Consider the following 17702-nt stretch of genomic DNA (forward strand, 5'->3'; position numbering starts at 1 on the left):
CTGTATCGCAAAATATATATTACGCTTCGATTTCTTTAACTTCAACCATATGTTTTACTTTTTCCACCATACCGCGCATTGCAGCGTTGTCTTCTTTAACAACTGTTTGATGGATTTTGCGAAGACCAAGAGCAGCTACAGTAGCTTTTTGGTTTTCTGTGCGACCAATCAGGCTGCGTTTAAGAGTAATTTGCAGTTTCGCCATGAGTTAAGTTCCTCCTAACCTAAAAGCTCTTCCGCAGTCTTACCGCGAAGCTTTGCAACTTGATCAACAGTTTTCAGGCGGCTTAAGCCTTCAAGTGTTGCATTTACCATGTTGATCGGGTTGTTAGATCCCAGAGATTTACTCAGTACATCGCCTACACCAGCAAGTTCGAGCACCGCACGAACCGGGCCACCAGCGATAACTCCAGTACCTTCTGAAGCAGGTTTCATAAATACGCGACCTGCGCCAAAACGTCCGTGTACTTCGTGTGGGAGTGTAGTTCCTACGAGCGGAACTTTAATCAGGTTTTTCTTTGCATCTTCGATGGCTTTACGGATTGCATCCGGCACCTCTTGAGCTTTACCCATACCTGTGCCAACGTGTCCGTTCTTATCGCCAACGACTACTAGAGCGCTGAAGCTGAAGCGACGGCCACCTTTAACAACTTTTGCTACGCGGTTAATGGCAACAACTTTCTCTTCGAGCTCCAGGTTGGAAGCGTCAATACGCATGAAGTTCCCTCCTTATATAAGGATTTTCGATCAGATAATTAGAATTGCAGGCCAGCTTCACGAGCAGCATCTGCAAGAGCTTTAACACGTCCATGGTAGAGATATCCACCGCGGTCAAATACAACTTCTTTTACGCCTTTTTCGATCGCACGTTTTGCCACGAGTTCGCCGACTTTTGCAGCAGACTCCTGGTTACCGCCGTGACCGAGTTGGCCTTTCAGTTCCGGATCAACAGTAGAAGCAGCAGCGAGTGTTACACCTGCTACGTCATCAATCAGTTGAGCGTAGATGTGGTTCGAAGAACGATATACGTTCAGGCGCGGCATTTGAGCTGTGCCAGTTACTTTCTTACGAACACGCAGATGTCTTTTCTTGCGGCTTTTGTTTTTATCCTGTTTCGTAATCACGTACTTTCACTCCTTTCCTTACAATCGCCTTAGCGATTACTTCTTACCAGTTTTACCTTCTTTACGACGTACGCGCTCACCTTGGTAGCGAATACCTTTACCTTTGTAAGGCTCTGGTCTGCGGACAGCACGGATTTCAGAAGCGATTTGGCCTACACGCTCTTTGTCGATACCTTTGACAATGATTTGTGTTTGAGCCGGCACTTCGAATTCGATGCCTGCTTCCGGAGTGATTTCAACCGGATGAGAGTAACCCACGTTCAGAGTCAGGTTCGAGCCGCTTTTCGCTGCACGGTAACCTACACCAACGAGTTCAAGTGTTTTAGAGAATCCGTTCGTTACACCTTCTACCATGTTGGCGATGACGCTACGAGTTGTACCATGCAGAGCACGGTGCAGTTTGTTATCAGAAGGACGCTCAACGTTAATTTCGCTGCCTTCGATTTTTACGATTACTTCGCTATGAAGTGCACGAGTCAAAGTTCCTTTCGGTCCTTTAACTGTCAGGTTTAATCCATCAAGAGTCACTTCAACGCCGGCTGGGATTACAACCGGTTTTTTACCAATACGGGACATTCGTTACACCTCCGTTCGTTGTCGAATGTATTACCAAACGTATGCTAATACTTCGCCGCCAGCTTGCTGTTGACGAGCTTGTTTATCAGTCATAACACCTTTAGATGTAGAGATAATCGCGATTCCAAGTCCGCCCAGAACGCGTGGAATCTCAGTATTTTTTGCGTATACACGCAGGCCTGGTTTGCTGATGCGTTTCAGACCGTTAATTACGCGCTCATTGCCCGTACCGTACTTCAGGAAAATACGGAGGATGCCTTGCTTGTTATCTTCCACATATTCAACGTCACGTACAAAGCCTTCTTCTTTCAGAATGTTGGCGATGTCGCGCTTGATTTTGGAAGCAGGCACTTCCAATTTCTCATGACGCACCATATTGGCATTGCGAATACGTGTAAGCATATCTGCAATTGGATCTGTCATTACCATATGTTTAACCTCCTTCCCGTTCTCAGGGATTACCAGCTTGCTTTTTTAACTCCAGGTAGTTGACCCTGGTATGCTAAGTCGCGAATACAAATCCGGCAAAGTTTAAATTTGCGATACACTGAATGCGGACGTCCGCAACGTTCGCAACGAGTATAAGCTTGCACTTTAAACTTCGGCGTACGCTGCTGCTTCACGATCATGGATTTTTTAGCCACGTGTTTCCCTCCTTATCAAATAAAATCGGAGATTACTTGACGAAAGGAGCGCCGAGTTGTGTTAACAGTTCACGGGCTTCTTCGTCCGTATTTGCTGTTGTTACGATAACAATGTCCATACCACGGATGGCATCAACTTTATCGTACTCAATTTCCGGGAAGAGAAGCTGTTCTTTCAGACCGAGTGTGTAGTTACCGCGACCATCGAAAGCTTTCGACGAGATACCGCGGAAGTCACGAACACGCGGGAGAGAAATGTTGAACAGTTTATCTAAGAAGTGATACATACGCTCACCGCGCAGTGTCACTTTGCAACCAATTGGCATACCTTCACGAAGACGGAAGCCTGCGATTGATTTTTTCGCACGAGTGACAACCGGTTTTTGACCTGCGATTATTTCGAGTTCACGAACCGCACTGTCGAGGATTTTCGGATTGGCAACAGCCTCACCGAGACCCATATTGATAACAATTTTATCAAGCTTAGGCGCCTGCATTACGGATTTATAACCGAATTTTTGCATCATCGCCGGCATGATTTTTTCTTTGTATGTTTCAAACATTCTTGCAGCCATTCAAATGACCTCCTTTCCGACCTGACTACTATTCGATAACTTCGCCAGATTTTTTCGCGATACGAACTTTCTTTCCGTCTACAATCTTGTGACCAATACGAGTCGGTTCACCTGTTTTCGGATCTGCGATCATTACGTTGGAAGAGTGAATTGCTGCTTCCTGTGTAACGATGCCACCTTGCGGATTGTTCGGGTTTGGACGAGTGTGTTTCTTCACCATGTTCACACCTTCAACAAGCACACGGCCTGTTTTCGGGTAAGCAGCGAGAACGCGTCCTTTTTTGCCTTTATCTTTACCGCTGATAACAACAACGTTATCACCAGTTTTCACGTGCAGTTTAATGCGTTCGGACATGACGGCACCTCCTTGTCATTCAACTTAATGCCTTTTTTTCAGGAATTACAGTACTTCAGGAGCCAGAGATACGATCTTCATGAAGTCTTTATCACGAAGTTCCCGGGCAACTGGTCCGAAGATACGAGTTCCGCGCGGGCCTTTGTCTTCGCGGACGATTACAGCTGCGTTTTCATCAAAGCGGATATAAGAGCCGTCTTTACGACGAGCACCAGTTTTCGTCCGTACGATTACCGCTTTAACTACGTCGCCTTTCTTAACAACGCCACCTGGTGTTGCTTGTTTTACCGAGCAAACAATAATGTCACCGATGTTAGCGAATTTGCGGCCAGAGCCACCGAGAACTTTAATACACATAAGTTCTTTCGCACCGGAGTTGTCGGCTACACGTAAACGAGTTTGAGTTTGGATCACGGAGAGTCCCTCCCTTCAGATGTAACTAAACGTTCGTTCAAATATTAGATAATAACGGCTTTCTCAACCACTTCAACGAGTCTCCAGCGCTTGTCTTTAGACAGCGGGCGAGTTTCCATGATTTTTACAAGATCACCGATTTTCGCTGTGTTCTGCTCATCATGAGCTTTGAACTTCTTGGAGTATTTCACGCGCTTTCCGTAAAGCGGGTGCGTTTTGTATGTTTCAACAAGAACAACAATGGTTTTATCCATTTTGTCGGAAACAACTTTACCAAGAACAGCTTTACGTGCGTTGCGTTCTACTGCCATGTGGTATGCCTCCCTCCTGATTTAATTAGCCAATGCCTAATTCACGTTCACGAAGAACGGTTTTTGCACGCGCGATAGCCTTACGAACCTGGCCAATTTGTGCAGTGTTATCTAATTGACCTGTCGCTAATTGAAAACGGAGGTTGAAAAGCTCTTCCTTCATAGAAGAAACTTTCTGTTCGATTTCGGCAGTGGTTAAGTTGCGAATTTCATTAGCTTTCATTTGCGTCACCACCCACTTCTTCCCGTTTTACAAACTTACATTTAACCGGAAGTTTGTGCATAGCCAGACGCATTGCTTCGCGTGCCGTTTCTTCCGGAACACCAGCCAGCTCAAACATAATCTTACCCGGTTTAACGATTGCTACCCATTTCTCAACAGAACCTTTACCGGAACCCATGCGGACTTCGAGAGGCTTTTGAGTAATTGGTTTGTCCGGGAAAATTTTAATCCATACTTTACCGCCACGTTTGATGTAACGAGTCATCGCAATACGCGCAGATTCGATTTGACGGTTTGTGATCCAGGAGGCTTCCAGAGCTTGCAGGCCGTATTCACCGAAAGCTACTTGAGTGCCGCCTTTGGCTTGACCTCTCATTTTTCCGCGGTGTTGTTTGCGGTGTTTTACGCGCTTAGGAATCAACATGATTATTTGCCTCCTTCCTCTTCAGTTCTTTTCTTCGCCTGAGGAAGAACTTCTCCACGGTAGATCCATACTTTCACGCCGATTTTTCCGTACGTAGTATCAGCTTCAGCAGTACCGTAATCAATGTCAGCACGCAGTGTGTGAAGTGGAACTGTACCTTCGCTGTATCCTTCAGAACGAGCGATATCCGCGCCACCAAGACGGCCGCTTACCATTGTTTTAATACCTTGTGCACCAGCACGCATTGTGCGTTGCAGAGACTGCTTTTGTGCACGACGGAAAGAAATGCGGTTTTCGAGCTGACGAGCGATGCTCTGCGCTACGAGGTTTGCATCCATATCCGGGTTTTTGATTTCATTGATGTTGATGTGAACTTTCTTGCTTGTCAGGCTAGACAGTGCTTTGCGCAGTTTTTCAACTTCGCTACCGCCTTTACCGATTACCATGCCTGGCTTAGCAGTGTGAATTGTAACATTTACACGGTTAGCTGCGCGCTCGATTTCTACTGTAGAAACGGAAGCGTCTTTCAGCTGGTCTTTAACGAATTGACGGACTTTCAAGTCTTCGTGAAGAAGAGTAGCATAGTCTTTATCTGCGAACCATTTGGATTCCCAGTCACGAATAACGCCTACACGAAGTCCAATCGGGCTAACTTTCTGACCCACTCGCTATCCCTCCTTATTTTTCAGATACTACAACCGTAATGTGGCTAGTACGCTTGTTGATTCGGCTTGCGCGACCCATTGCGCGCGGGCGGAAACGTTTCAGCGTCGGGCCTTCATCTACAAATACTTTGCTTACGACTAATTCGTTCGCATCTAAGTTCATGTTGTGCTCAGCATTCGCAACAGCAGAGAGCAACACTTTCTCGATTACTGGAGAACCAGCTTTCGGAGTGTGCTTCAGGATTGCAAGAGCCTCACCTACTTGCTTACCTCGGATCAGGTCTACAACGAGACGAACTTTACGAGGTGCAATACGGATATAACGAGCTACCGCTTTTGCTTCCATAGTGAGTGACCTCCTCTCTTAACTTGAAATCCGAGTATTACCGTCTCGTCTTCTTGTCAGTATCTACGTGACCTTTGAAGGTACGAGTTGGAGCAAATTCTCCAAGTTTATGTCCGACCATATCTTCGGTTACATATACAGGTACATGCTTGCGACCATCGTACACTGCAAATGTGTGACCGATGAAATCTGGGAAGATTGTGGAGCGACGAGACCAAGTTTTAATAACTTTTTTGTCTTCTTTCGCGTTATGCTCTTCGACCTTTTTCATGAGGTGGTCATCTACAAAAGGTCCTTTTTTTAAGCTGCGTCCCATGAACGAACCTCCCTTCGTGATAGAAGTGCGGTTTCAAATGACCGCACCGTTATGCCATTATTTTTTGCGGCTACGAACAATATACTTGCTAGAGTGCTTGTTTTTCTTGCGAGTTTTCGCACCAAGCGTCGGTTTACCCCAAGGAGTGAGTGGACCACTACGACCGATCGGAGCGCGACCTTCACCACCACCGTGCGGGTGATCATTCGGGTTCATTACGGAACCGCGAACCGTTGGACGCTTGCCTAACCAGCGAGAGCGACCTGCTTTACCGATGTTGATCAGTTCATGATCTCCATTACCTACGCCACCGATTGTAGCGCGGCACTCTTTACGAATCATACGAGTTTCACCAGAAGTGAGGCGTACGATTGCGTAATCGCCATCGCGACCGAGCAATTGAGCTGATGTACCAGCAGAACGAACCAGCTGTCCACCTTTGCCTGCTTTCAGTTCGATGTTGTGGATTGTTGTACCTACCGGGATCTTTTCGAGCGGCAGTGCGTTACCCACTTTGATATCTGCATCTACGCCAGATTCGATAATCGTGCCAACTTGAAGTCCTTGCGGAGCCAAGATGTAACGTTTCTCACCATCTGCATAGTTGATAAGAGCAATATTAGCTGAACGGTTCGGATCGTATTCGATTGTTGCTACACGACCTGGGATACCGTCTTTGTTACGTTTGAAGTCAATGATACGGTACTTCTGCTTATGACCGCCACCATGATGACGAACAGTAATTTTACCCTGGTTGTTACGACCAGCGTTTTTGCTTTTCGGAGCAAGCAAGGATTTTTCCGGCTTCGAAGTAGTGATCTCTTCGAAAGTGGATACTGTCATCTGACGACGAGCAGGAGAAGTCGGTTTGTACTTTTTAATTGCCATTTGTTTTCCCTCCTTCGCTCTGTCTTTAGATATTAAATGCCTTCGAAGAATTCGAGAGCTTTGCTATCTTCGCTTAATTGAACGATTGCTTTTTTCCAATCAGAACGTTTACCTAAATATTTACCTACGCGCTTCGGTTTACCTTTAACACGCAATGTGTTTACGTTCAGAACTTTCACGTCGAAGATGCGTTGAACAGCATCTTTGATTTCTGTTTTGTTTGCACGTAAATCAACTTCAAATACGTATTTGTTGCTAGACATCATGTCAGCAGTACGTTCGGTAATGACCGGGCGCTTGATAATATCACGAGGATCTTTCATTATGCAAGCACCTCCTCAACTTTTGCCACTGCATCTTGCGTGATGATCATTTTGTCATGATGCAGTACATCAAGAACGTTGATCCCGCTAGCAGAAACAAATTTTACACCAGGAATGTTGCGAGCAGACAATGCAACGTTGTCGTTGTAGTCGCCTGTTACAACAAGAACTTTTTTCGAAGCGTTCAGACTTCCAAGCACTTGAACCATTTCTTTTGTTTTCGGTGCATCGAAGTTCAGAGCGTCAAGAACAATAACTTCATCGCTTTGCACTTTAGAAGACAGTGCAGATTTGATCGCCAAACGACGAACTTTTTTCGGGAGCTTGTAAGAGTAGCTACGCGGAGTCGGTCCGAATACTACACCACCGCCAACCCATTGTGGAGAACGGATACTACCCTGACGAGCGCGTCCTGTTCCTTTTTGTTTCCACGGTTTACGTCCACCACCGCGAACAGCGGAGCGGTTTTTCACAGCGTGTGTACCAGCGCGAAGGGAAGCCTGCTGCATGATTACATAATCAGCAAGTACCGCTTCGTTCGGCTCGATTCCGAATACTGTATCATTCAGTTCGACTTCGCCTACTTGAGCGCCAGTTTGGTTGAAAAGTGTTACTTTAGGCATTGCGAGTCCTCCTTTCTTAATTAGTTGCTACCTTTTACAGCGTTTTTTACAGTTACGAAGCTGTTTTTCGGGCCCGGAATTGCGCCTTTTACTAACAGCAGGTTACGTTCTGTATCAATTGAAACGATCTCAAGGTTCTGGATTGTGATCTGCTCGCCACCCATACGACCTGGCAATGCTTTACCTTTCAGTACGCGGTTAGCAGCGATTGAACCCATTGAACCTGGACGACGATGGTAACGGGAACCGTGAGCCATCGGTCCGCGAGATTGACCGTGACGTTTGATCGCACCAGCGAAACCTTTACCTTTTGAAGTACCGGTTACGTCAACGATGTCTCCCTCTGCAAAAATATCAGCTTTAATCTCTTGACCTACTTCGTATTGACCGAGGTCTACATTACGAAGTTCACGAACGAAGCGCTTAGGCGTTGTGTTAGCTTTCGCTGCATGGCCTTGTTCCGGTTTGTTTGTACGAACTGCTTTCTTGTCAGCAAAGCCGATTTGAATCGCTTCGTATCCGTCAGTTGTTGCATCTTTCTTCTGAAGAACAACACACGGACCCGCTTCGATAACAGTTACCGGAATAACAATGCCTTCTGGAGTGAAAACTTGAGTCATTCCAACCTTTTTACCTAAGATTCCTTTGGTCATGATAGCCACCTCCTATTAAGTAATCAATTAATATATGTTTTCGTTCATTGCATTCAGCTTACAGCTTGATTTCAATGTCAACACCTGATGGCAGGTCAAGACGCATAAGCGAATCAACTGTTTGCGGTGTTGGGTTCACAATATCGATCAGACGCTTGTGTGTGCGCATTTCGAATTGCTCACGGGAATCCTTATATTTGTGTACCGCACGAAGAATCGTGAAGACGTTGCGTTCTGTCGGAAGCGGAATCGGGCCAGAAACTTCTGCACCTGAGCGCTTTGCAGTATCAACAATCTTTTCTGCGGACTGATCAAGAATTCTGTGATCGTATGCTTTCAAGCGGATACGAATTTTTTGCTTTGCCATTGTAGTCCCTCCTTTGTCGCCTATTTTGATAAATAGACATTCTCAGCGAAAAAACCCGACAACCGGCCATGGCATCGGAGCCTGGTGTGTCAGCAACCTCCCGCGTCATCGCGTCTACAAACCAACATTCAAAGTATATCAAAAACGCCTAGTGAATGCAAGTTTTTTCTACATCTAGATTATTTTTTTATTCAATAACCCAGACCTTGAACATTTTATCCTATCCCTTTAAAAATTGCAAGGTGAGTATTTCAACTTTTTTTATGTAAGATTTGACCAGCTTCAGTATAAAAACATCTAATCTACATACGTTAAGCATGTACATCTTAGTAAAGACGAAGGGATATGATTACCATGGCACAGAAGAATAAGAAGAAACAAGAAATCCAGGATGTTCATACACTTATTAATGAAATAGAAAAAACACCTGCTATGGTTCATGTAGCTGATAAAATTGAACAGGATGAGGTTAATCACAAGGATACCGGCATTACAAACAACTAAAATGAAAAAGAGAAAGGGTACAGGTCCCCTTTCTCTTTTTCATTCCTTCTTTACTATAGCTTTATGCCTGATTGATCCGACGATTGATTTCACGGCTTAATTCAGCCAGTTCCCCTGCCATTTGCGCTACATTACTCGCCGCATCACGCATTTCCTCTGACACCATCTCCAGATTTTTAATGTCGCTCGTTACTTGTTTGATACTGGTTAGCGACGCTGAAATCGCCTTCAAAATCCCCTGGAAGCTTGATCTCGCCTCAGAAGCATGACTGGTTCCCGCTTCTACTAGGCTTGTGGTACCCTGCAAGGAATTGACAACATCTTGTACATCCGCCTGTGAAATCTGCACAAGGTCGGAAATTTTGGTGAGTGCTTTACTTGTATCATCAGCAAGTTTTTTGACCTCATTTGCGACAACCATGAAGCTGCGTCCATGTTCTCCTCCGGCCCGTGATGCTTCAATCGCTGCGTTAAGTGCGAGGATGTTAGTCATCTTGGAAATCTTCTGGATAAACTCGATAATGGATTCAATCTGATTGGAGCTATCGCTCAGCTTGGCAATCTTCTGCTGAACCGATTCAAAGAAGCTCTCGATCTGCTCCATCGTATCGAACGTCTGATCAATAATGTGTTCGCCAGCGGTTGCATGCTTCATAATATTTTCTGAGCTTTCCTCTATATTTTGAGCATCGTTATAGACTTTCTCTGTTGCATAAAACATCTCACTAGCAGAAGAACTCGTCTGCTCCGCCGTCGCTGCTAGCATCTCACCAGATCCAACCAATTTATGCTGTACCTGCTTGATTTCTTCCTGTACGCGCATGCGGTCTTTAATGTAGATAGCGATGTACGACTCCATAATAATCTGTGTATCCAGATTTATAAGAGCTGAGATGGCTGTTACCAACTCAATACCACGCTCAAGATCACGCGTTGCGTATTTCTCCATAATTTTGCGAATGAAAAATTCCATGATCAGTTGATTCGCAGCAATATACCAACTCGGCAGAAGCCGCACCCTGTTGTGTACGTTACCAATCTTCATGCGATAGTTTACATATTCCATATCAATCTGATCCGTTGCAAGGGTACCGCAGTACATCTTAAACGTCTTACCAAGCCGTTCTACTGTTGAATGCTCTTGAATAATACCTTTCAGTTCATCTGTATTCATCAACTTATCATAAAAAATCTCAACTAATTCGTCCGCTACATCTTCCACGAACCCCTTGCTTTCGGCCAATAATTTTAAGCGCTTGGGTGTAAGGTTGAGAAATTCTTTGCGCTTTTCAAGCTCTGTTTCAGTCATATGTTGAAACACATTAGGCCGTCCGCTCTTTACAAGTTCATTGTAGTCATCAAGCATCTGTTCTTTTGTCTCACTATGCATATTTCTTTTCCCCACCTTTAGTCTCCCCTTCTCTATGTATATCGCCTTTTCTCATAAAGAGGTAATAATAATCATATTTTACCATAATATTGCACAAAATGATGGTTAAATAATGCTTTATAAGGTGAAAATTGTATAATGATGTATGATACATCGGGGGCAGATAATCCACCCTCCCCATCAATTCAATCGCTGTGTCGACTCCAGATCATTTCCCCGAAATGGCTGAACCTGCTTCTGTACAAAATCAGGAGAAATCCGTGCAAAAAACATGGCAGCAGCTCCTTCCCAAATTTATTCTTGTTCAACAGCTGGTATAAAACGATCTCATCCTTCACAGGCTAACAGAAGAAAGCGGAGGTGTTAGCACATGGAACCCACTCAGTTACCCATTAGTCAGGAGCAGCTTGTACAGGCGTGGCAACAAACAATCTCCTCTACTTTCCATCCGACAGACCGGGTGGAAGTAACAGCCGATACACGTAATCCACAGTCTCTTCTGATTCATGTTCATACAGCCGGACACTCAAATTATTCATTCGACTATGAATGCCGCTACGTTGATCCGCGCGAAGTACAAGTTCGTCTAATCGAGATGCAAGAAAACGGCTATGCTATTTCACGGCCGAGCGCAGATATTGAAGATTTATCAGAGAGCTATATCCGGCACATTCACGAGTGTGCACAGACGCTCCATCCGACTACCCATCCACACTAAAGTAGAACGGAGGATACACCTGATGACCAAAAATCATAACCCCGGCGTTGATAAAAACCTGCAAAATGTCGTAAAGGACTTAAATCAAGTGAAAGCTGGAAGTTTCCATGCCCAGCAAATTCAGCAGGATGTGAATGATCGACGCCACCAGGATGACATGAATCACGATGAATAAGATTCAAAAAACACTACCTGACAGGGGCATTTGCTGTCAGGTAGTGTATCGTTACAAGATTTTTTTGATATGAACTTCTTTTTCTTCAGCTAGGTCCACAATCTTTGGCTGCTTCATCGGGCGATTCACACGGTTAAAATATACTTTTACAATTGGCGTCACACCGCTGTTTTTCCGGACATTAATCACCACACCTGTCTCCCCTGTAGAAAGAGCAACAAGCGAGCCAAGCGGGTATACAGCAATGTGCTTACAAAATACATCCACTACCTTTCCATCAAAGCACTTGTTCTTTCCTTCCATGAGAATTCCAAGCGCTTCACGTGGCAACTTTCCATTCATATTTACAAGTGTGTCGTATTCCTCCACTACCGCTACAATTCGGCTAGATAGCGGAATTTCGTCCTTCTTCTTTCCGGATGGATAGCCACTTCCATCCCAACGCTCGTGATGATTCAACACCATATCTGCTACCGAGCTTGGCATCCCCATTTCTCTCAGAATGTAATAGCCATATCGTGAATGTTCAGCAAACTGTGCTTTCTCATAGCTGCTCAATTCCTTGCCAGTAATTAAAAACGGCATCTCCCGCAGCCCCACATCATGCAAAAATGCACCCATTCCAATACAGTACACTTCTTCATCAGACAGATTCATCAATCCACCAACAAGCATGGAAAGCACACCAGAATTGATGATGTGGTTGTAGAAGGAGTCATTATCAAGTACGCGAAGTTCCATTAAAAGCGAAAGTAAATCCTCATTATTCAGCACTTGATGCATCATCGGGCGCACACATGCAGCCACATCATACACCTGGTCACTCAGATTCGCTCCCCGATCATTCGGAGCATAGAGCGCCAACCTTTCTTCACTCATCTGTAAAAGCTTCTGTTTTAAAGAGTCTATCGGGTTCAGCATTAACGTATACCGATCATTGATAGCAACAGATAAAATCGAGCGCTTCTCAAGTGATGAAATTACCGCCTCATTCAGCGTTACTCCTGCTTTTACAAGCACCATGTGCGTCCGCGGACAAGTCACATCTTCCTTGACCACCATGCCCGGACGAAGTTCACGAACTGGAACCCGATCCATACGGCTCCCTGCCTTTCTCTATAGAAATTACAGATGGGCTTCCATCTCAATAGAAGCCAGTTTTTTGTCCTGTACCTGAATATGAGTAATCAACCATTCCAGCAGTTCGTTTTTTAATGTCTGTACAAGCGCCTCTGTGATCCCGTTCTCTTCAATCTGTATTTTTAGCGCAAACATCTTCTTAATAAAAAGCGAATGCTGGTCACGGTGCAATTCAAACTCTTCATATAAAGAACGCATCATAACATTTTCTTCGCTTTTAAAATGGAACAATGTATACTGCAACACATAGCCAACGGTATCTTCAATAAATTCCTCATCATTCTGTTGAATAGCGTCTAGGAACATATTGATGCGATCAATCAGTTGATGATGTTGGGCATCTACAAATTCAATTCCAGTGTATAGGTCATCTGTAAATTCTACTTTTGTAATTTCTTCACTCATTCCTTCTCCCCCTCATACAGTGATCACCATTTATAGCGGGATACTTCTTTCTGATGAATCGTAGCCAGGTGCTTATCCCGAATCTTAATGTGATTAACCAGCCAGTCCACCAGATCAGTTTTCAGCGTGGCTACAAGTTCAGGTGTAACACCATCTGCTGCGATTTTACGCTTTATCCGATATACATTCTTAATGAATTTGGAATGCTCATCTCGATGTGAGGAAAAACCTGGATATGAGTCTTTAATCATAATGCCCTCTTCGGCACTAAAATGCTCAATTACATACTCAGCCAGATAATCCACTGTCTGTAGCGTAAGCGTCGTATCATTCTGATCGGCTACCCGAAAAAACTGGATAATTCGCTCGAACAATTCACGATGCTGGTCATCAACAATGCCAATACCTGTTTCTAGATCGGAACTCCATTGAATGTCCACTCTGCTTCCTCCTTCTTATGATGGAGCTTTTTCCCTTAATTTTACTACCATTATACTAAATTATGAGAAAATAATCACATATTATTTTGAATATTTAAACTTTTTATCCTGAATGGAATGAGCATGCTATGATAATAAGAAAAAAGGAGAGTGCTTACATGTCTGATCTAACCCTTACACCCGGTACACTTGTTACAGCTTCCTATAAATCAGGTGAGTATATCGGAGAAATCATCGAGCTTTATCCGCCACGTGTAGCTGTCGTCAAAATTCTGGCCGTACAAAAACACCCGGCGCAGGGAGATCTGCACCATCCGTTTGCCACAGATGTGCCGCTCTTCCACCAACGCCGGGCGCTCTCATATCAAGAGAAGGCATCCGCTCCACTTGCTTCGGTTCGTCTATATATCGGTGATGTGCCAGACTATAAGGAATCTCTCCTAGCAGCACTGGATAGCGAAATCCAAAAGCTGCAACAGGATGACTCCGAATGGGCACAACGCTCTCTTTCTGAACTCCATGCTCTTCAAAATGAATACCGTACCCTATAACTATTCCATCTCTTCTTCATCAGGCCGTTCTTCTGCTTTTTTTGCAGACAGGCGGCCTGATTTGCGTACGGCTTCCCGCAGCAAAAACTCAATGTGTGTGTTTACACTTCTGAATTCATCGGCTGCCCAGCTCTCCAGTGCCTCATACAATTTCGGATCGAGCCGAAGAAGAAATCGTTTTTTCTCCGCCATTGCTTAGTAGAGAGAACCAGAATTAATAACAGGCTGGGCAGAACGTTCAGACACAATAGCAACCAGGAGATTGTTAATCATCGCTGCCTTGCGCTCTTCATCAAGCACAAAACCATCCTGTTCGAGCTGAGCAATTGCTAATTGTACCATGCCAACTGCCCCCTCCACAATCTGCTGGCGGGCAGAGACGATGGCACTAGCCTGCTGGCGCTGCAGCATCGCGCTTGCAATCTCTGTTGCATACGCTAAGTGTGTCAGTCTTGCTTCCATTACTTCAACTCCTGCTATTGTGAGCCGAGACTGTAACTCACGCACGAGTTCTTCCGCAATTTCTTCACCGTTCCCACGCAGACTGTATCCTTCTCCGTGCGCATGGTCATACGGATAACGACTTGCTACATAACGAAGAGCGGTCTCACTTTGAATTTCAACGAATGTCTCGTAATGATCAACATCAAACAGCGCTTTGGCCGAGTCTACCACTTTAAATACCACAACGGCTGCAATTTCAATCGGATTCCCTTCCACATCATTTACTTTCAAGCGTGCACTGTTAAAATTACGCACTTTGAGCGACACAGAACGACGTACTGCGAGTGGTACTGTCAACCATATTCCATTACTTGAAATGGTACCTAAATAGCGTCCAAAGAAAATAATTGCCTTTGCCTGGTTTGGCTGTACAATCACGATGCCGCTTGCAAGAAGAATCGCACCAATAAGCAAAAGTAGACCAAGTGGATTCTCCGTGAGCACCAGTAAATAAGCACCGCCCAACCCCATTAGTAGCAATAATAATATCCCAATAAAACCATTGATTGCAGCTACCTGCTTCTCCTTCATACTCGCTGCCTCCTTCTTATACACATTTGATATCTTTTTGATATCATTATGATATCATATTTGTATTTTATTTCAAGGTGTTAACATGCTACTTACTCCTTTACGATATAATTTCACCTTGATGTCTCGATACTTGTCTGTTGCTATAATGTCTGGCCCTCAAAATTCAAATTAATTGGCTCATCCGGCATTTCATCAATATCCTCAATATTTGTCGTTGGCACTTTCTCATCGACAACATCAAATCGCAAACTATCCACCCACATTATTCCTGTTCCACTCAACAAAAAACCAAACGCGATCGCTACACTATCCTGTGATACATCCAAAACAACCGAATATTGATTCCAGTTTGTCGTCCCTTTTATCGGACGATTACTCATATTATCGAATGCCAAAATGTCATCATATTTCCCGTCAATCCGCATCCATAAGCCTGCGTACGCTGTACTTTCTGTCTTAATAAAACCGGACAGGCGAAGCCGCTTCCCTTTGTATTTATCAGCTCTAAACATCTGCATCATCGTAACAAAACCATCCGCTTCTTTCCGCCCTGCTTTGATATATCCTGATGCTCTGCCCTGATGCACGTTTTGATAATCAATACCTGTTTCATATTCTGATGGGTGACTTCCACTAATCATCCATCCTTCAGGCAACAACGTATTTTCCATCCGAACCTCTCCTCCTGAATGATCCATTACCTGCAGGGAGTATGTACGATACCGCCCTGGCGTCATATAGAACATTTTTTTGAATGCACGTGTGAACGATTCCTGCGTCAAAAATCGATAGTCAAGCGCAATATCAAGAATCCTTCTCTCGGTGCTAATAAGTTCGTAAGCGGCCGCTGTTAGTCTTCTTTTTCGTACATAATCAGCAACATTGATTCCAACGATAGATTGAAAAAGTCGATGAAAATAATATGTGGAAAAAGCAGACTGTCTGGCCACTTGATCTAGCGAGATATCCTCCTTTAAATGATCTTCAATATATGCGATTCCCTGTTTAATTCTCGAAACGTATTCATCATAAAGCATGCTCACTCTTCCTTTTTCATCCTTTATGCGTAAATCATAGCACTGTCATTCGCTTCATATTTGATTTTTTTTGCTAAACTATTTTTCTTATACGATAAAAAAAGGAAAAAGCCATCGCTTTTTCCTTCTACTTCATTTTCATTTCTCTTACCGTCTTAACTAAAAGAAGTCATGCTAAGCATCCCCATAGCCAATAAACCAGTGAGTATGATGCTCCAGAAGATAATACCAATCGTCATCCAAAGTATAAGTTTTCGTGGATTAGCTCCAAATGACACGCCAATTGCCGCTCCGAACGGCGCACCTGTCAGGATCGGAGAGGCTAGCCCCAGCCCAATAATGCCGTACTTGTGCCAAATGCGCGCCATACGGCCTTGCTTCTTACTTTTTCGTTCCATTCTTTTTATAAGCCAGCTACGCAATGATTTCCCTAGAAAAATAATAATAACTGCGCTCATGATCGAGCCAGCAGCACTCAACACACATGTGATGACTGGATTGATATGCATGATAAATCCAAGCGGAATACCCGCCGATAACTCTAGTACGCTAGCTCCAAAAACCGAAACGTACTTCAACAACTCGCCCATCTTTCCACCCCGTTACATTTTTTCAATATTTATGTACGTTTATTTCTGCAACAAGGTTTCATTTTTTATCAAACTACTTATTTTATAGGTTGTATAAATGAATGATCGCTGAGTTTTTTCTGAACTTTTTCTCATACGACAAAAAACACTCATTTCTTTAGAAGTGAGTGTTTACGTACATACATATTTTAATGATGGGCCTAGGCTGACTCGAACAGCCGACCTCACGCTTATCAGGCGTGCGCTCTAACCAACTGAGCTATAGGCCCGATATGGCGTGCCCGGAGAGACTCGAACTCCCAACCTTCTGATTCGTAGTCAGACACTCTATCCGATTGAGCTACGGGCACATCATGATTGTATATAAAACTGGTGCCGAGGACCGGAATCGAACCGGTACGGTAGTCACCTACCGCAGGATTTTAAGTCCTGTGCGTCTGCCAGTTCCGCCACCCCGGCAAATAAAAATGGAGCGGACAACGAGACTCGAACTCGCGACCCCGACCTTGGCAAGGTCGTGCTCTACCAACTGAGCTATGTCCGCACTTGATCTTTGTATAGTAAAAATGGTGAGCCATACTGGACTCGAACCAGTGACACCCTGATTAAAAGTCAGGTGCTCTACCAACTGAGCTAATGGCTCTTGCTGAATATACATGGATGCTGCCATAACATAAAAATAAGTAAAGATGCCGGCGAAAGGACTTGAACCCTCAACCCCCTGATTACAAGTCAGGTGCTCTACCAGTTGAGCTACACCGGCATATGGTGGAGGATGACGGGATCGAACCGCCGACCCTCTGCTTGTAAGGCAGATGCTCTCCCAGCTGAGCTAATCCTCCATTATGGTGACCCGTAGGGGATTCGAACCCCTGAATGCATGCGTG

The 17702-nt window shown here is 44.4% G+C and carries 32 protein-coding genes and 8 tRNA genes (1 of these 40 only partly in view); 4 read left to right on the top strand and 36 right to left on the bottom strand.

Annotated features, from left to right (window positions below; translation table 11 throughout):
* Nucleotides 1-19 precede the first annotated feature (19 nt).
* From rpmD to rpsJ, 20 genes are all read right to left on the bottom strand, one after another.
* Complete coding sequence (gene rpmD, locus PO771_RS18395; RefSeq protein WP_096463165.1) at nucleotides 20-205, bottom strand: 50S ribosomal protein L30; 186 nt, start codon at nucleotides 203-205, stop codon at nucleotides 20-22.
* Between the two features lie 14 nt (nucleotides 206-219).
* On the bottom strand, nucleotides 220-717 hold the full coding sequence (gene rpsE, locus PO771_RS18400; RefSeq protein ID WP_096463166.1) for a 30S ribosomal protein S5: 498 nt from the start codon (nucleotides 715-717) through the stop codon (nucleotides 220-222).
* A 38-nt stretch (nucleotides 718-755) separates the two neighbouring features.
* Nucleotides 756-1124 carry a 50S ribosomal protein L18 gene (gene rplR / locus PO771_RS18405; protein ID WP_272561067.1) on the bottom strand — a complete coding sequence of 123 codons (369 nt, stop codon included), beginning with the start codon at nucleotides 1122-1124 and terminating at the stop codon, nucleotides 756-758.
* A 36-nt stretch (nucleotides 1125-1160) separates the two neighbouring features.
* Nucleotides 1161-1700 (bottom strand): 50S ribosomal protein L6, encoded by a 540-nt coding sequence (gene rplF / locus PO771_RS18410; protein ID WP_272561068.1) that lies wholly within the window; start codon nucleotides 1698-1700, stop codon nucleotides 1161-1163.
* A gap of 30 nt (nucleotides 1701-1730) precedes the next feature.
* Nucleotides 1731-2129: a 30S ribosomal protein S8 gene (rpsH, locus tag PO771_RS18415; protein ID WP_272561070.1), complete on the bottom strand. Its 399-nt coding sequence runs from the start codon at nucleotides 2127-2129 to the stop codon at nucleotides 1731-1733.
* A 29-nt stretch (nucleotides 2130-2158) separates the two neighbouring features.
* Nucleotides 2159-2344 (bottom strand): type Z 30S ribosomal protein S14, encoded by a 186-nt coding sequence (locus PO771_RS18420; RefSeq protein WP_272561071.1) that lies wholly within the window; start codon nucleotides 2342-2344, stop codon nucleotides 2159-2161.
* Nucleotides 2345-2376: 32 nt separating this feature from the next.
* Entirely contained in the window at nucleotides 2377-2919 is a 543-nt protein-coding gene (gene rplE / locus PO771_RS18425) for a 50S ribosomal protein L5 (protein WP_272561072.1), read from the bottom strand.
* Nucleotides 2920-2947: 28 nt separating this feature from the next.
* Nucleotides 2948-3256, bottom strand: coding sequence for a 50S ribosomal protein L24 (gene rplX / locus PO771_RS18430; RefSeq protein ID WP_096467575.1), 309 nt, complete (start codon nucleotides 3254-3256; stop codon nucleotides 2948-2950).
* A 63-nt stretch (nucleotides 3257-3319) separates the two neighbouring features.
* Entirely contained in the window at nucleotides 3320-3688 is a 369-nt protein-coding gene (rplN, locus tag PO771_RS18435; protein ID WP_272561073.1) for a 50S ribosomal protein L14, read from the bottom strand.
* Between the two features lie 44 nt (nucleotides 3689-3732).
* Complete coding sequence (rpsQ, locus tag PO771_RS18440) at nucleotides 3733-3999, bottom strand: 30S ribosomal protein S17 (RefSeq protein WP_272561074.1); 267 nt, start codon at nucleotides 3997-3999, stop codon at nucleotides 3733-3735.
* 25 nt (nucleotides 4000-4024) lie between these two features.
* Entirely contained in the window at nucleotides 4025-4222 is a 198-nt protein-coding gene (gene rpmC, locus PO771_RS18445) for a 50S ribosomal protein L29 (RefSeq protein ID WP_272561075.1), read from the bottom strand.
* Complete coding sequence (gene rplP / locus PO771_RS18450; RefSeq protein ID WP_272561077.1) at nucleotides 4212-4646, bottom strand: 50S ribosomal protein L16; 435 nt, start codon at nucleotides 4644-4646, stop codon at nucleotides 4212-4214. The genes rpmC and rplP overlap by 11 nt, the downstream gene beginning before the upstream one ends.
* A 2-nt stretch (nucleotides 4647-4648) precedes the next feature.
* Nucleotides 4649-5311 carry a 30S ribosomal protein S3 gene (gene rpsC / locus PO771_RS18455; RefSeq protein WP_272561078.1) on the bottom strand — a complete coding sequence of 221 codons (663 nt, stop codon included), beginning with the start codon at nucleotides 5309-5311 and terminating at the stop codon, nucleotides 4649-4651.
* Between the two features lie 13 nt (nucleotides 5312-5324).
* Nucleotides 5325-5657, bottom strand: coding sequence for a 50S ribosomal protein L22 (gene rplV, locus PO771_RS18460; RefSeq protein WP_272561079.1), 333 nt, complete (start codon nucleotides 5655-5657; stop codon nucleotides 5325-5327).
* Between the two features lie 37 nt (nucleotides 5658-5694).
* Nucleotides 5695-5973, bottom strand: a complete 279-nt coding sequence (rpsS, locus tag PO771_RS18465; RefSeq protein WP_096463178.1) for a 30S ribosomal protein S19 — start codon at nucleotides 5971-5973, stop codon at nucleotides 5695-5697.
* 57 nt (nucleotides 5974-6030) lie between these two features.
* The gene (rplB, locus tag PO771_RS18470; RefSeq protein WP_272561080.1) at nucleotides 6031-6861 is read right to left on the bottom strand and encodes a 50S ribosomal protein L2; all 831 of its coding nucleotides are present in this window, start codon (nucleotides 6859-6861) and stop codon (nucleotides 6031-6033) included.
* Between the two features lie 32 nt (nucleotides 6862-6893).
* A complete protein-coding gene (rplW, locus tag PO771_RS18475; RefSeq protein ID WP_096463180.1) occupies nucleotides 6894-7184 on the bottom strand; it encodes a 50S ribosomal protein L23 in 291 nt (96 codons plus the stop codon).
* Nucleotides 7184-7807 (bottom strand): 50S ribosomal protein L4, encoded by a 624-nt coding sequence (rplD, locus tag PO771_RS18480; RefSeq protein WP_272561081.1) that lies wholly within the window; start codon nucleotides 7805-7807, stop codon nucleotides 7184-7186. The genes rplW and rplD overlap by 1 nt, the downstream gene beginning before the upstream one ends.
* 20 nt (nucleotides 7808-7827) lie before the next feature.
* Nucleotides 7828-8460, bottom strand: coding sequence for a 50S ribosomal protein L3 (gene rplC / locus PO771_RS18485; protein ID WP_272561082.1), 633 nt, complete (start codon nucleotides 8458-8460; stop codon nucleotides 7828-7830).
* Nucleotides 8461-8518: 58 nt separating this feature from the next.
* A complete protein-coding gene (rpsJ, locus tag PO771_RS18490) occupies nucleotides 8519-8827 on the bottom strand; it encodes a 30S ribosomal protein S10 (RefSeq protein ID WP_040305031.1) in 309 nt (102 codons plus the stop codon).
* 345 nt (nucleotides 8828-9172) lie between these two features.
* On the opposite strand from rpsJ, the gene PO771_RS18495 reads away from it, so the two are divergent.
* Nucleotides 9173-9331 (top strand): hypothetical protein, encoded by a 159-nt coding sequence (locus PO771_RS18495; RefSeq protein WP_272561083.1) that lies wholly within the window; start codon nucleotides 9173-9175, stop codon nucleotides 9329-9331.
* A 61-nt stretch (nucleotides 9332-9392) separates the two neighbouring features.
* Here PO771_RS18495 and PO771_RS18500 read toward each other — a convergent pair whose 3' ends face one another.
* Entirely contained in the window at nucleotides 9393-10736 is a 1344-nt protein-coding gene (locus PO771_RS18500) for a globin-coupled sensor protein (RefSeq protein WP_272561084.1), read from the bottom strand.
* 355 nt (nucleotides 10737-11091) lie between these two features.
* Here PO771_RS18500 and PO771_RS18505 point away from each other — a divergent pair, with 355 nt between their 5' ends.
* Both PO771_RS18505 and PO771_RS18510 read left to right on the top strand, forming a co-directional pair.
* Nucleotides 11092-11439, top strand: a complete 348-nt coding sequence (locus tag PO771_RS18505) for a hypothetical protein (protein WP_272561086.1) — start codon at nucleotides 11092-11094, stop codon at nucleotides 11437-11439.
* A gap of 22 nt (nucleotides 11440-11461) precedes the next feature.
* Entirely contained in the window at nucleotides 11462-11614 is a 153-nt protein-coding gene (locus PO771_RS18510; protein WP_272561087.1) for a hypothetical protein, read from the top strand.
* 51 nt (nucleotides 11615-11665) lie between these two features.
* On the opposite strand, the gene PO771_RS18515 is transcribed toward PO771_RS18510, so the two are convergent.
* Genes PO771_RS18515 through PO771_RS18525 form a run of 3 tightly spaced genes read right to left on the bottom strand, consistent with a single transcriptional unit; the run spans nucleotide 11666 to nucleotide 13599 of the window.
* On the bottom strand, nucleotides 11666-12712 hold the full coding sequence (locus PO771_RS18515; protein WP_272561088.1) for an HD-GYP domain-containing protein: 1047 nt from the start codon (nucleotides 12710-12712) through the stop codon (nucleotides 11666-11668).
* A gap of 27 nt (nucleotides 12713-12739) precedes the next feature.
* A complete protein-coding gene (locus PO771_RS18520) occupies nucleotides 12740-13159 on the bottom strand; it encodes a bacteriohemerythrin (RefSeq protein ID WP_272561089.1) in 420 nt (139 codons plus the stop codon).
* Nucleotides 13160-13182: 23 nt separating this feature from the next.
* Nucleotides 13183-13599 (bottom strand): bacteriohemerythrin, encoded by a 417-nt coding sequence (locus PO771_RS18525; protein WP_272561090.1) that lies wholly within the window; start codon nucleotides 13597-13599, stop codon nucleotides 13183-13185.
* A 158-nt stretch (nucleotides 13600-13757) separates the two neighbouring features.
* On the opposite strand from PO771_RS18525, the gene kapB reads away from it, so the two are divergent.
* Complete coding sequence (gene kapB, locus PO771_RS18530) at nucleotides 13758-14150, top strand: kinase-associated lipoprotein KapB (protein ID WP_272561092.1); 393 nt, start codon at nucleotides 13758-13760, stop codon at nucleotides 14148-14150.
* On the opposite strand, the gene PO771_RS18535 is transcribed toward kapB, so the two are convergent.
* From PO771_RS18535 to PO771_RS18590, 12 genes are all read right to left on the bottom strand, one after another.
* Entirely contained in the window at nucleotides 14151-14342 is a 192-nt protein-coding gene (locus PO771_RS18535; protein WP_272561093.1) for a type II toxin-antitoxin system antitoxin, read from the bottom strand.
* A gap of 3 nt (nucleotides 14343-14345) precedes the next feature.
* The gene (locus PO771_RS18540) at nucleotides 14346-15185 is read right to left on the bottom strand and encodes an SPFH domain-containing protein (protein WP_272561094.1); all 840 of its coding nucleotides are present in this window, start codon (nucleotides 15183-15185) and stop codon (nucleotides 14346-14348) included.
* A gap of 143 nt (nucleotides 15186-15328) precedes the next feature.
* Nucleotides 15329-16225, bottom strand: a complete 897-nt coding sequence (locus PO771_RS18545; RefSeq protein WP_272561095.1) for a helix-turn-helix domain-containing protein — start codon at nucleotides 16223-16225, stop codon at nucleotides 15329-15331.
* Nucleotides 16226-16380: 155 nt separating this feature from the next.
* Nucleotides 16381-16815: a small multi-drug export protein gene (locus PO771_RS18550; protein ID WP_272561096.1), complete on the bottom strand. Its 435-nt coding sequence runs from the start codon at nucleotides 16813-16815 to the stop codon at nucleotides 16381-16383.
* 195 nt (nucleotides 16816-17010) lie between these two features.
* Nucleotides 17011-17084 (bottom strand) — tRNA-Ile (locus PO771_RS18555).
* 4 nt (nucleotides 17085-17088) lie between these two features.
* A tRNA-Arg gene (locus PO771_RS18560) sits at nucleotides 17089-17165 on the bottom strand.
* 20 nt (nucleotides 17166-17185) lie between these two features.
* Nucleotides 17186-17274, bottom strand: a tRNA-Leu gene (locus PO771_RS18565).
* Nucleotides 17275-17283: 9 nt separating this feature from the next.
* A tRNA-Gly gene (locus tag PO771_RS18570) sits at nucleotides 17284-17359 on the bottom strand.
* A 23-nt stretch (nucleotides 17360-17382) separates the two neighbouring features.
* Nucleotides 17383-17458: transfer RNA gene (locus PO771_RS18575), tRNA-Lys, on the bottom strand.
* Between the two features lie 47 nt (nucleotides 17459-17505).
* A tRNA-Thr gene (locus PO771_RS18580) sits at nucleotides 17506-17578 on the bottom strand.
* 3 nt (nucleotides 17579-17581) lie between these two features.
* Nucleotides 17582-17657: transfer RNA gene (locus PO771_RS18585), tRNA-Val, on the bottom strand.
* A 4-nt stretch (nucleotides 17658-17661) separates the two neighbouring features.
* A tRNA-Glu gene (locus PO771_RS18590) sits at nucleotides 17662-17702 on the bottom strand (it continues 36 nt past the right edge of the window).

This window comes from Aneurinibacillus uraniidurans (assembly GCF_028471905.1).
GTDB classification, from domain to species: Bacteria; Bacillota; Bacilli; order Aneurinibacillales; family Aneurinibacillaceae; genus Aneurinibacillus; species Aneurinibacillus uraniidurans.